The organism is Thioclava sp. IC9 (assembly GCF_002213225.1).
Lineage (GTDB): Bacteria > Pseudomonadota > Alphaproteobacteria > Rhodobacterales > Rhodobacteraceae > Thioclava > Thioclava nitratireducens.
In genome coordinates this window covers 1-11,844 of sequence record NZ_NBNX01000016.1, presented here as the reverse complement: position 1 = coordinate 11,844, position 11,844 = coordinate 1, and the positions used below count along the sequence as shown (strand labels likewise).

Genomic DNA, 11,844 nt, shown 5'->3' with positions numbered 1-11,844 from the left:
TCCACCCAGCCCGAACGCGGGAAATGCTGCGTGAATTCCTGCTGCGCGCTCGCCACCGGGCGCAGCGCGCCGTCAAAAACGATCGCCCGCGACGACGTGGTGCCTTGGTCGATTGCCAGAATATAGCTCGCCATCAATCCTACCGTTCTCTTTCTGGCGATGCCCTCTCCATCCAGGGCATGGCGAGAAAGAGAACGAGGCGATGCCGCGGCACCGCCTCGCCTCGTTTCAGTTATTCATTCCAGCTTTTCACGAGCTCGTCGTAATCGACGGTGATCGGCTTTTCGCTCTCGTTGTCCAGCTTCAGCTTGGGCGATTGCGAGCCATGCTCGACCGAATAGTTATGCCACCATTCGAGATCGTGCTTCTCGGCCATTTTCGGACCCTTGTCGCCTTGGACACCCGCACGCTCGAGACGCTCGAGCACCTTTTCCTGTGCTTCGCAGAGCGAGTCCATGGCTTCCTGCACGGTTTTCGCACCCGAGGACGCATCCCCGATATTCTGCCACCACAGCTGCGCCAGTTTCGGATAATCCGGCACGTTGGTGCCCGTAGGCGTCCACTGAACGCGGGCGGGCGAGCGGTAGAATTCGATCAGACCGCCCAGGTCGGGCGCGCGATCGGTGAAGCTCTTGTCCTGAATCGTGCTTTCACGAATGAAGGTCAGACCCACTTGGCTCTTCTTCACGTCGACGAGTTTGGACGTCACAAACTGAGCATAGAGCCACGCGGCCTGTGCCCGCTCGAGCGGAGTCGATTTCATCAGCGTCCACGAACCCACGTCCTGGTAGCCGAGCTTCATGCCCTTCTCCCAGTAGGCGCCATGCGGGGACGGTGCCATGCGCCATTTCGGCGTACCATCCTCGTTCACGACGGGCAGACCCTTCTTCACCATGTCGGCGGTGAAGGCCGTATACCAGAAGGCCTGCTGAGCGACCTCGCCCTGTGCCGGAACCGGACCCGCCTCGGAGAAGGTCATGCCTTCGGCAGACGGCGGAGCATAGTTCTTCAGCCAGTCGATATACTTCTGGACGGCGTAAACCGCCGCCGGACCGTTGGTCGCGCCGCCACGATCGACGCAGGAGCCGATCGGCTGATCCTGCTCGTTAACGCGGATGCCCCATTCGTCGACCGGCTTGCCGTTCGGCAGGCCCTTGTCGCCTTCGCCGGCCATCGACAGCCACGCATCGGTGAAGCGCCAGCCGAGCGAGGGGTCCTTCTTGCCATAGTCCATGTTGCCATAGACCTTCTTCGGACCGCCGATATAGGACATGTCGCGCCCGGTGAAGAACTTGGCGATATCCTCGTAGGCCGACCAGTTCACGGGCACGCCGAGATCGTAGCCGTATTCGTCCTTGAAGTCCTTCTTGGTCTTCTCGTCGTTGAACCAGTCGTAGCGGAACCAGTAGAGGTTCGCGAATTGCTGGTCGGGCAGCTGGTAGAGCTTGCCGTCCGGCCCGGTGGTGAAGCTGAGGCCGATGAAATCCTCGAGGTCGAAATAGGGATCGGTGACCGCTTTGCCGTCGCCTTCCATCCAATCGGTCAGATCGCGGACCTGACCATAGCGCCAGTGCGTCCCGATGAAATCGGAGTCGTTGACATAGGCGTCGTAGATATTCTCGCCCGTCTGCATCTGGGTCTGGATCTTCTCGACGACGTCGCCTTCCTGAATCACGTCATGGATCACCTTGATCCCGGTGATCTTCTCGAACCACGGCGCGAGCGTCTTCGACTCGTAGGCGTGGGTCGTGAGCGATTCCGAGACCACGTGGATCTCCATGCCCTGATAGGGCTTCGCCGCGTCGACGAACCATTGCAGTTCCTTTTCGGCATCGGCTTGCGACAGTGTCGTCATGTCGCCGATTTCCTGCTCGAGGAACTGCTTGCCCGCCTCCATATCGGCCAAGGCTGGTGACGCGACCATTAGCGCAAGCGCCATCGCGGTAGTTAAACGCAGTCTCATAGTTTCTCCTCCCTGAGTTTTTGCGTTGTTTGTCTTGGATCAGACCCAGCGGAACACGGCCGCCGCCCAGACGAAGCTGAGGATCAGCCCGCCCCAGACCGGCGCTCCCGCCATGCCCAGCCAGATCAGATTGATGAAAGCCGCCCCGAGCAGGCTGATGAACAGCCGGTCGCCCCGGGTCGTCTCGATACGAAGGATGCCGACGCGCGGCGTCTCGGGACGTTTGACCCCGATCACGGTGAAGATCACCAACAAGAGCGCAATCACCGCGAAGAATAATGCGGTCGGCCATGTCCATGCCATCCAGCTCATAGTGCTACCTCCTCAGACGCGGCCCAGGGCGAAGCCCTTGGCGATGTAGTTGCGCACGAAATAGATCACGAGCGCCCCGGGAATGATGGTGAGAACCCCAGCGGCTGCGAGCAGCCCCCAATCCACCCCCGAAGCGGAGACGGTACGGGTCATGGTCGCCCCAATCGGCTTGGCCGCGACCGATGTCAGCGTGCGCGACAGCAGCAGCTCGACCCAGGAGAACATGAAACAGAAGAAGGCCGCGACCCCGATGCCGGATGCGATAAGCGGCATGAAGATCTTGATGAAGAAACGCCCGAAGGAATAGCCGTCGATATAGGCGGTCTCGTCGATCTCCTTCGGAACCCCGCGCATGAAGCCTTCGAGAATCCAGACTGCGAGAGGCACGTTGAACAGCGTGTGCGCCAGCGCCACCGCGATATGCGTGTCGAACAGCCCGATCGAGGAATAAAGCTGGAAGAACGGCAGGGCGAAAACCGCGGGCGGCGCCATCCGGTTCGTCAGCAACCAGAAGAACAGGTGTTTGTCGCCCATGAAGTTGTAGCGCGAGAACGCGTAGGCGGCAGGCAGCGCGACGGTGATCGAAATCACCGTGTTCTGGACCACGTAGATGAGCGAATTGACGTAGCCCATGTACCAGCTCGGATCGGTGAAGATCTTGACGTAGTTTGCGAAAGTCAGATCGTGCGGCCAGAGCGAAAAGCTCGACAGGATCTCCTCGTTGGTCTTCAGGCTCATGTTCAGAAGCCAGTAGATCGGGATCATCAGGAACAGCAGGTAAAGCGCCATGACGATCGGTTGTGATTTCAGTCGCATCACTTGCCCTCCGACTTCTCGATATTGGTCATCACCGTGTAGAAGGCCCAGCTCACCAACAGGATCACGAGGAAATACATCAGCGAGTAGGCCGCGGCGGGACCGAGGTCGAACTGCCCCAGCGCCATCTTCACGAGGTCGATCGACAGGAAGGTGGTGGAGTTGCCGGGGCCGCCGCCGGTGACGACGAAGGGTTCGGTGTAAATCTTGAAACTGTCCATGAAGCGCAGCAGGATCGCGATGGTCAGCACGCCCTGCATCTTCGGCAGCTCGATGTAGCGGAAGATCTTCCAGCGGCTCGCCTGATCGATCTTGGCCGCCTGGTAGTAGGCGTCCGGAATGGATTGCAGCGCGGCATAGGCCAGAAGCGCGACCAGCGACGTCCAGTGCCAGACATCCATCACAACGATGGTGATCCAGGCATCGCGGACATTTGCGGTGTAGTTGTAGTCGATCCCCATCGCGTCGAGCGAATATCCCAGGAGACCGATATCCACGCGCCCGAAAATCTGCCAGATCGTGCCGACCACGTTGAACGGGATCAGCAACGGCAGCGCCATCGTCACCAGGCAGAACGAGGCCCAGGCACCACGCTTGGGCATGTTGAGCGCAACGAACACCCCGAGCGGCACCTCGATCGCGAGAATGATCGCCGAGAACATCGTCTGCCGCCCGAGCGCGTTCCACATGCGATCCGAATGCAGCATCTCATCGAACCATTCGAGCCCGGCCCAGAAGAAGACGTTGTTTCCGAACGTGTCCTGAACCGAATAATTCACCACCGTCATCAGTGGGATCACCGCCGAGAAGGCGACCAGCAACAGAACCGGCAGAACCAGCCACCAAGCGCGGTTATTCTGTGTCTTTTCCATCAGCTTGCCTCCCCGATCGGTGCGACGCGCCAATTGTCGGCGTAAATGTTGATCTGTTCGGGTGCGAGGATCAGCCGGTTCGCATCTGCGGGCACCGGCGCACCCTCGGGCACGGAGATATTCAGCTCCGTCCCGGCAGCCCGGGCCCGGACGATCCGGTGGCGTCCGACATCCTCGACGCGCTCGATCTGCACCGGCAGACCATCTCCCTCATCCGAGAGCGCACAGAATTCCGGACGGATGCCAAGCTGGACGCGACCTTCCAATGGCCCATTCGAATAGGCCGCGCCCAGCGGGATCTCGTAGCCGTCGATGACGGCCCGCGATCCCGACACCTTGGCCTCTAGGAAATTCATTCCGGGAGAGCCAATGAAGTAACCCACGAATGTATGCGCGGGCCGCTCGAACAATTCCTTCGGCGTTCCCATCTGCACGACCCGGCCTTCGGACATCACGACCACCTTGTCGGCGAAGGTCAGCGCCTCTGTCTGGTCATGGGTGACGTAGATCATCGTGTGCCCGAACTCGCGATGAAGCGCTTTCAGCTGCGTGCGGAGTTCGAACTTCATATGCGGGTCGATGACGGTCAGCGGCTCGTCGAAGAGGATCGCATTGACGTCCTCGCGCACCATGCCGCGCCCGAGGCTGATCTTCTGCTTGGCGTCCGCTGTCAGGCCGCGTGCCTTGCGCGAAAGCACCTCCTCCATCCCGATCATCGCAGCGATCTGGTCGACCCGCGCCTTGATGTAATCGGCTCTCATGCCGCGATTTTTCAGGGGAAAGGCTAGGTTGTCGCGCACCGTCATCGTGTCGTAGACGACGGGAAACTGGAACACCTGAGCGATATTTCGTTCCGCCGTCGCTGCGTGGGTGACGTCCTTTCCGTCGAAAAGGATTCGTCCCTGCGAAGGTTGCAGCAGTCCCGAGATGATGTTGAGAAGTGTAGATTTTCCGCAGCCCGAGGATCCCAGAAGCGCATAGGCGCCGCCGTCGTCCCAGATATGATCGAAGGGTTTGAGCGCCCAGTCATCCTCCGAACTCGGATCGGGCAGATAACTATGCGCAAGATTGTTCAAAGTGATTTGTGCCATTGTCTTCCCTCTCAAGCCGCCTGCGCATATGCGGCCGGAACCGCCAGAGATCCGTCCTCTGAGAACAGGTAAATCCGATCGGTATCTACCGCGATCACCACTTCGTCCCCCGTGCCGAGGTCATAGACGCCAGGGATCAGGGCGACCCAGGACTGGTCGCCGTGACGCAGATGCAGATAAGTCTCCGATCCCGTCACCTCGGTGCCGGTCAGCTGGCAGCGGAATTCGAGCGCGTTGCCATCCCCTCCCTCTCGCGCCAGGTGGACGTGATTGGGCCGGAAGCCGGCGATGTAGCGCCCTGCCTCGAGCTGCGCGAAACCGCCGTCGGCCGGCCAGCGCGCCTCTCCGCCGAAAACGAGACGGTGACCGTCGCGCGCGACGTCGACGAAATTCATCGGCGGATCCGAGAAGACCCGCGCCGTAATCTGGTCGCGCGGCTGGCGGTAGACCTCGGCGGTCGGGCCGAACTGCGTGATCCGCCCCTCCCAGAGCGTCGCGGTATTGCCACCGAGCAGCAGTGCCTCTTCCGGCTCGGTCGTGGCGTAGACGAAGATCGCGCCGGAAGCTTCGAAGATTTTCGGAATTTCGACACGCAACTCCTCGCGGAGCTTGTAGTCGAGATTGGCCAGCGGTTCGTCGAGCAGCACGAGCCCCGCGCCTTTTACGAGCGCCCGCGCCAGCGCGCAGCGTTGCTGCTGGCCGCCCGACAGCTCCAGCGGTTTGCGCTCGAGCATCGGCGTCAGCTTCATCATCTCGGCGGTCTCGCGTACGCGCCGGTCGATCTCGGAGGCCTCGCGCTTCTGCAGTCGCAGCGGCGAGGCGATGTTGTCGTAGACACTCATCGCCGGGTAGTTGATGAATTGCTGGTAGACCATCGCCACCTTGCGGTCCTGCACCCGCGCGCCGGTGACGTCCTCGCCTTCCCAGAAGACTCGGCCGGCGCTCGGCTCATCGAGCCCCGCCATAAGCCGCATCAGCGACGTCTTGCCCGCCAGCGTCGGCCCGAGAAGCACGTTCATCGTGCCCTTCTGCAAGACGAGATCGGTCGGGTGGATATGGGTCCGCCCATCGACTACTCGCTCGACGCCTTTCAACTCCAGTGTCATGCCTGCCCCCTCATTCCGCTACCCGCGCCCTGCTGATCCGCAAGTCGTGCTTTCGTGTATTCGGCCAATGTTTCGATCTCGGATGCGCTCAGACGGAGCCCGAGCTTGGTCCGGCGCCAGACGATATCGTCGGCGGTCTGCGCCCATTCCTTCTTCATCAGCCAGTCGACCTCGGCAGCACGGAGCGTCGCGCCGAAATCCTGTCCGAGATCCTCTGCCGATTTCGCATCGCCAAGGATTTCGCGCGCATCGAGCCCGTAATGACGCAGCATCCGCTCCGCCCATGCCGAATCCAGGAACGGATACTCGCGCATGAGTTCGCCAAGAATTCGATCGGTCTCGGTCGGCGCGAACTCTCCGCCCGGCAAGGATGCGCGCGCAGTCCATTCCCCGGGCATATCCGGGAAATAAGGCGCGAGCTTTGCCAGCGCGCCTTCGGCCAAGCGGCGATAGGTCGTGATCTTTCCACCGAACACGTTGAGCAGCGGAAGCCCCGCCTGATCGTCCAGCGAGAGCACGTAGTCGCGCGTCGCCGCCGTCGCCGAAGACGCCCCGTCATTATAGAGCGGCCGCACGCCCGAATAGGTCCAGACGATGTCGTCCCGGGTCACCGGCGTCTTGAAATAATTCGACACGAAGGCGCAGAGATAATCTTTCTCGGCGTCGGTGCAGACGGCTTCGCCCGGCGGCCCCTGATGATCCTGATCCGTGGTGCCGATAAGCGTGAAATCCTGCTCGTAGGGGATCGCGAAACAAATCCGGCCATCCTCGCCCTGGAAGAAATAGCAGCGGTCATGGTCGTAGAGCTTGCGCGTGACGATATGGCTTCCACGGACCAAGCGGATCGACTCCCGCGTGTTGATCCGCACCGTGTTGGTGATCACGTTCTCGACCCAGGGCCCCCCGGCATTCACCAGCGCGCGGGCGTAGTGTTCGCGACGCCCTTCCCTGCCTTCGGTGGTGACATGCCAAACCCCGTCGCGCCGTTCGGCTGCGACGACCTTCGTGCGGGTCAGGATCTTGGCGCCGCGCGCCTCCGCATCCCGGGCGTTCAAGACGACCAGACGCGCATCCTGAACCCAGCAATCCGAATACTCGTAGGCAAGACGGAACCGCTCTTGCAGCGGTCGACCCGCCTCGTCCTCGGAAAGATCGAGAGTTTCCGTTCCGGGAAGCAGATTGCGCCCGCCAAGATGGTCGTAAAGAAAAAGGCCCAGCCGAATGAGCCAGGCCGGGCGGCGCCCTTTCATCCAGGGCATGATCCGCGAGAGCAGACGCGACGTGGGCGTGTCGCTCTCGAAACGCATGTCGGCGCTGTAGGGCAGCACGAAACGCATCGGCCAGCTGATATGGGGCATGGCGTTCAGGAGTACTTCGCGTTCGCGCAACGCTTCGCGCACCAGCCTGAATTCGAAAAACTCGAGATAGCGCAAGCCACCATGGAACAATTTGGTCGACGAAGACGAGGTCGCCTGCGCGAGATCGCCCATTTCCGCAAGCGTAACCGACAGTCCGCGCCCCGCAGCGTCCCGGGCGATACCGCACCCGTTGATGCCGCCGCCGATCACGAAAAGATCGGTCACCCGGTCGTTATTTTCGAAAGCTGGCACAGACGATCCTCCCTCGCTGCGCCTACAAACGTGAGCGATTCGTTACTTTCTGTCAAAAGTTTTTTCGTTTTTGATCGTTTTGCGGCGTTTTTCTGGATTTTCGCGGGTAATAGCGCGATCCCGCAAATCGCACGAAGCGCCCGGGCGACACGGGCGTGACACGGGCGTGAAGCTGTGGCAGGGGACTTCCAAGGAGGCCGCATGGCGCTAAATTTTCGACAGAACGAAATTCTCGAAATTGCGCGCACCGACGGGCGTGTCGTGGTCGAAACGCTGGCCGAGCATTTCAATGTTTCGCTGCAGACGATCCGTCGCGATTTGTCGGAGCTATCCGACGCAGGACATCTCGACCGCGTTCATGGTGGCGCCGTCATCCGGAAGGGCGTCGTCAATTTCGATTACGAAGAACGGCGCCGGATGGGTGCGGATGCGAAAGCGGCCATCGGTCGGGCCTGCGCCAAGGAGATCCCCGATAACAGCTCGATAATCCTTAACCTCGGCACCACGACCGAGGCTGTGGCGCGCGAACTCTGCCATCATTCGAACATTACCGTTGTCACGAATAACAGCAATGTCGCCAATACCTTACTGGCGAACGAGAGTTGCGAGATCATGGTGGCGGGCGGCAACCTGCGTCGGTCGGATGGCGGGCTGGTCGGCGATCTGACGGCCGATTTCATGAGTCAGTTCAAAGTGGATTTCGCGGTGATCGGCGTCTCGGCACTCGATGACGAGGGCGATTTGCTCGACTACGATCTCGCCGAAGTCCGCGTCAGCCGGACAATCATACGCCAGGCACGCAGGGTCTTCTTGGTCACCGACAGTTCGAAACTGACGCGCTCCGCTCCGGTGCGGCTCGCCTCGCTCGAAGAGATCGACACGATCTTTACAGACGCGCCGCTCTCCGATGCGCTGACCAAGCGCTGCGCGGAATGGAACACCAAAATCGTCGTCGTCTAAGGGCCGCGCTGAACGCTCCTGAGCAGAAGCACCGCCTGCGGAAAGAACCCGCGTTCGTGTAGACGGACATTCGCTCGATTGAGCAGATCTTCGTCCCGAATCTTTTCGCAAACTGGCGCACGGATATTGCGGGATCGTGCCAGAGAACTTGAGCCGCGCAATCCCTCAATTGAAGCCCTAAGGCGTCGAAATCGAATGGAGCGGCATGACGATCACCGATGCGCAAAGTCTTTGCGCTTTCGCCAAGCCCGCGCGGCTGATCGACGATCACTGTTCCCGTAGGTCATCGATACCGTCTTCGAAAAAGCAAAGCGGCAAGAGATTCCCCCTGCCGCTCCACCTCCCGGCAAGTCGTGTGGCGAACGCCGGCCGGTTCACACGGAACCTCACATCGCTCAGCCATCTTGCCGGGAACTCCGGTCCTGTGTTGCAGGAAAGATCATTCCTGAACGCCGCGCGGCAAGGCGCTGCGCGTATCGTCACTCTTCTCTTCGGACAGCCCCCGGAAGAAGTGATGCCAAGCGAGGGCGGCATGGCCCTTATTGTTCGCAAGCTCGGTGGTCTGGGGTTTCCTGCCCGCAGGCATTTTTTCGACAGCCATGTTCGGCCCTCCATTTTATCCCGGAGAAATACTCTGGGAACTCCTCTGGGTGACCGGAGTCTCCGGTCAACTTCGCGGTCTCTCCTCGCGAGAAGGCGGCGTTGCGGCGCGTTCGTCGATCCGTGGCAATCGGGCCGCGCGTATGCGTACGGTCAGAGCCGCTTTTTCTCGGCATTGTCCTCACGGATGAGCCGCACTGCAGCGTCCGTCTTTTCCGGAGCGGTGGTCGGGCGGGCTGGCGCCCGTCGCGACCGGTATCGATTTCGTAAGTCCCGGCTTGCCCGTGATGGAGCTGCGAGAGGCCCGCGCTTCAGAGCCGAGATATGAACGAAAATACCCCGTCCGCCGGTCTTCGCTTCGATAAAGCCGAAGCCTATTGTCCGGTTGAACCGTCTCACGATGCCATTGGCCGTCGTGACGCCTCTTCACGCAGAGGCCGTCCGCAGAATGCGACAGCCAGACTCAGCCGCTTCGACGAGGCAGACTGTAGCCAAGAAGATAGACAGGTTGCAGAAGGGAATAACGTTGCTCGTCATACTTACGCGACGCTGGCTCTTTTTGCAAAGCAAATAGGGGCATGCCCCGGCCCTCATCTCTCGACCTTTCAGGTCAGGGAATTATATCCTGCACAATCAAACCGTTGCGCAAAAACTCCGACGCGTTCGGGCAATTGCCTCGTAATTCGGGGGCAAATCGCTTATGTGTAAATTCGAAAATCTTAATTCTCGGACCCTGTTCCTCCCGGCTCAGCGACGATCTTGAGCTTTGTCGGGCCGCAGCTTTTCAAAGGCGGCATCAAGGAAAAGGAGCCTCACATCGGCCAATCGTGGCGTGACGCCGTTCGAGCAGACCAACCCCTCAGCCACCAAATCGAGCTGAGCTTGGTCGCCACCGCTATTTCCGCCCCTCGCGACCTCCGGGAGAGCTTCGCGTACCGAAGGGGCCGGATCGTGACCTTCGCGCATCGAAGCCGACACGTCATGATCCGCTCGGAATACCAGACCAGCGCGCCAACGCGCGCAGACCCAATTCACCGCATAGCGCCGGCTTCGCCCGCCTATGCCTCCGTGATCGCGCGACCGTTGAAATCGGTGCTGTCACGGACACTTGGAAAGATACGAACCTTGATCGAAATTTACTGGGGCAAACCCATCTCCCTCGTCGTGTCGCCGAAAGGCGACGTCAAGTCCTTCAGCACCATCGAACAGGTGCATTACTGGTTGCGCAAGAAATGGCCGGTCAGCGACCTCGCGCAGAGCCGCGCGATTGACCGCGTCGAAGCGGCAATGGAGTGTCTGGGCACCGTGGCCGACGCGCGCAGCGCCTTCCTTGGTGCCGCAACCACTGCCGGATTCTTGCCATTGGAAACCTTGGATCATTCGATTGCAGCCTGATCAAACACCACATACGGCGCCGCGGGCGCGACAGGAGCGGGAGAGATCGGCGCCTCGGCTGGAAGGCCTGCGCTCGAAGCTCTTCGACGCGCTCTTCGGTACGTGGACTGCACTGCAAGCCCCGATGATCCCGGTCCTCGCGCTGGCTCGGCGACCGCGGCTCGTGCGCGCCGCGGTCCGGTTCTGGACCGGCGGGGTCTTCGCGCTCGCACGCGGGGTTCTCAGGTTGCGCGTGCAGGAGCAAGGGCTCGAGAACAAGCATCTCGACAGCCCTTGCATCTACGTCTGCAACCACCAATCCACCTGGGAAACGCTGGCCTTCAACCGGCTCGTGCCCGATGTCTGCGTCATCGCGAAACACGAGTTGCGGCGTATCCCGATCTTCGGCTGGTACCTCGAACATTCGCCGATGATCCTGATCGACCGCAGCGCTGGCGGACGCGCCCTCGCCGGGATGATCACTCAGGCGCGCGAAGAGGCCGCCAAGGGCCGCTCGATTTTGATCTTTCCGGAAGGGACGCGGGTCGGCGTGGACGATCGCTGCGTGTTCCAGCCCGGCCTTATCGCGCTTTATCGCAAGCTCGGCCTGCCGATCGTCCCTGTCGCGCATAATGCCGGCCATGTCTGGCGCAAAGACGCGAAGACCGGCGGCACCATCACTGTGGCCTACTTCCCGGCGATCCCCCCCGGCCTCCCCGCGGCAGAGGTCAGCGCGCAGGTCGAAGCGCTTCTCAACGTCGAGAAGGACCGCCTCCCCCCGCGCGAGCCTGAACGAATACGCTAAATGTGTCCTGCGTTTCTTGCGTGGGACCGGCCTCTCCCTTGGCGCCCGCGAAGAGCGGGCCTCACAATGAGTGGCCCGTATTCTTGAAATGAAGAATACAAAAACGCATCGCGGCGCCTATGGTCGATGGTCTGTCATCGGCTGCCCGCGAACAGAAGAGCCAGACGGCTCAGCGCCCATCCGCTGTCCCGAGTCAAAAGTCATAGCATTTTAATCGGGATTTCTTGACCCAAGTGTTTTTGTCGGTTATTCGGGCACCGAACAGACAAGCAGGAACATCATGACTCGCATTTCACGCATTCTTCCCGCGCTTTTCGTGCTCGCCTGCGCGCCGG

At 60.9% G+C, this 11,844-nt stretch carries 13 protein-coding genes; 3 read left to right on the top strand and 10 right to left on the bottom strand.

The window, feature by feature from the left end; translation table 11 throughout:
* The 8 genes from B6V76_RS19375 to glpD form a co-directional block, all read right to left on the bottom strand.
* Nucleotides 1-134: FGGY family carbohydrate kinase (locus B6V76_RS19375; protein ID WP_141104959.1), on the bottom strand; the 134-nt coding region annotated here is incomplete at its 3' end.
* A gap of 98 nt (nucleotides 135-232) precedes the next feature.
* A complete protein-coding gene (locus B6V76_RS19370) occupies nucleotides 233-1,963 on the bottom strand; it encodes an ABC transporter substrate-binding protein (RefSeq protein ID WP_075777592.1) in 1,731 nt (576 codons plus the stop codon).
* Nucleotides 1,964-2,002: 39 nt separating this feature from the next.
* Entirely contained in the window at nucleotides 2,003-2,275 is a 273-nt protein-coding gene (locus B6V76_RS19365; RefSeq protein WP_075777591.1) for a DUF2160 domain-containing protein, read from the bottom strand.
* A gap of 12 nt (nucleotides 2,276-2,287) precedes the next feature.
* Nucleotides 2,288-3,091, bottom strand: a complete 804-nt coding sequence (locus B6V76_RS19360; RefSeq protein ID WP_075777590.1) for a carbohydrate ABC transporter permease — start codon at nucleotides 3,089-3,091, stop codon at nucleotides 2,288-2,290.
* Nucleotides 3,091-3,963 (bottom strand): sugar ABC transporter permease, encoded by an 873-nt coding sequence (locus B6V76_RS19355; RefSeq protein WP_088728300.1) that lies wholly within the window; start codon nucleotides 3,961-3,963, stop codon nucleotides 3,091-3,093. The genes B6V76_RS19360 and B6V76_RS19355 overlap by 1 nt, the downstream gene beginning before the upstream one ends.
* Nucleotides 3,963-5,054, bottom strand: coding sequence for an ABC transporter ATP-binding protein (locus B6V76_RS19350; RefSeq protein WP_075777588.1), 1,092 nt, complete (start codon nucleotides 5,052-5,054; stop codon nucleotides 3,963-3,965). Before B6V76_RS19350 ends, B6V76_RS19355 begins: the two co-directional genes overlap by 1 nt.
* A gap of 11 nt (nucleotides 5,055-5,065) precedes the next feature.
* The gene (locus B6V76_RS19345; RefSeq protein WP_075777587.1) at nucleotides 5,066-6,160 is read right to left on the bottom strand and encodes an ABC transporter ATP-binding protein; all 1,095 of its coding nucleotides are present in this window, start codon (nucleotides 6,158-6,160) and stop codon (nucleotides 5,066-5,068) included.
* A complete protein-coding gene (gene glpD, locus B6V76_RS19340) occupies nucleotides 6,157-7,770 on the bottom strand; it encodes a glycerol-3-phosphate dehydrogenase (RefSeq protein WP_088728299.1) in 1,614 nt (537 codons plus the stop codon). The genes B6V76_RS19345 and glpD overlap by 4 nt, the downstream gene beginning before the upstream one ends.
* 201 nt (nucleotides 7,771-7,971) lie before the next feature.
* Here glpD and B6V76_RS19335 point away from each other — a divergent pair, with 201 nt between their 5' ends.
* The gene (locus B6V76_RS19335; protein ID WP_088728298.1) at nucleotides 7,972-8,730 is read left to right on the top strand and encodes a DeoR/GlpR family DNA-binding transcription regulator; all 759 of its coding nucleotides are present in this window, start codon (nucleotides 7,972-7,974) and stop codon (nucleotides 8,728-8,730) included.
* Nucleotides 8,731-9,169: 439 nt separating this feature from the next.
* On the opposite strand, the gene B6V76_RS20035 is transcribed toward B6V76_RS19335, so the two are convergent.
* Together B6V76_RS20035 and B6V76_RS20235 are read right to left on the bottom strand one after the other, a co-directional pair.
* Nucleotides 9,170-9,331: a hypothetical protein gene (locus tag B6V76_RS20035; protein WP_157771540.1), complete on the bottom strand. Its 162-nt coding sequence runs from the start codon at nucleotides 9,329-9,331 to the stop codon at nucleotides 9,170-9,172.
* 152 nt (nucleotides 9,332-9,483) lie between these two features.
* Nucleotides 9,484-9,729 carry a cold shock domain-containing protein gene (locus tag B6V76_RS20235; protein ID WP_346426019.1) on the bottom strand — a complete coding sequence of 82 codons (246 nt, stop codon included), beginning with the start codon at nucleotides 9,727-9,729 and terminating at the stop codon, nucleotides 9,484-9,486.
* A gap of 360 nt (nucleotides 9,730-10,089) precedes the next feature.
* Between B6V76_RS20235 and B6V76_RS20095 the strand changes: the two genes are divergently transcribed.
* Nucleotides 10,090-10,725, top strand: coding sequence for a DUF982 domain-containing protein (locus B6V76_RS20095; RefSeq protein WP_240497915.1), 636 nt, complete (start codon nucleotides 10,090-10,092; stop codon nucleotides 10,723-10,725).
* Between the two features lie 124 nt (nucleotides 10,726-10,849).
* Nucleotides 10,850-11,509 (top strand): lysophospholipid acyltransferase family protein, encoded by a 660-nt coding sequence (locus B6V76_RS19320; protein ID WP_088728297.1) that lies wholly within the window; start codon nucleotides 10,850-10,852, stop codon nucleotides 11,507-11,509.
* The last annotated feature ends 335 nt before the right edge of the window (nucleotides 11,510-11,844 follow it).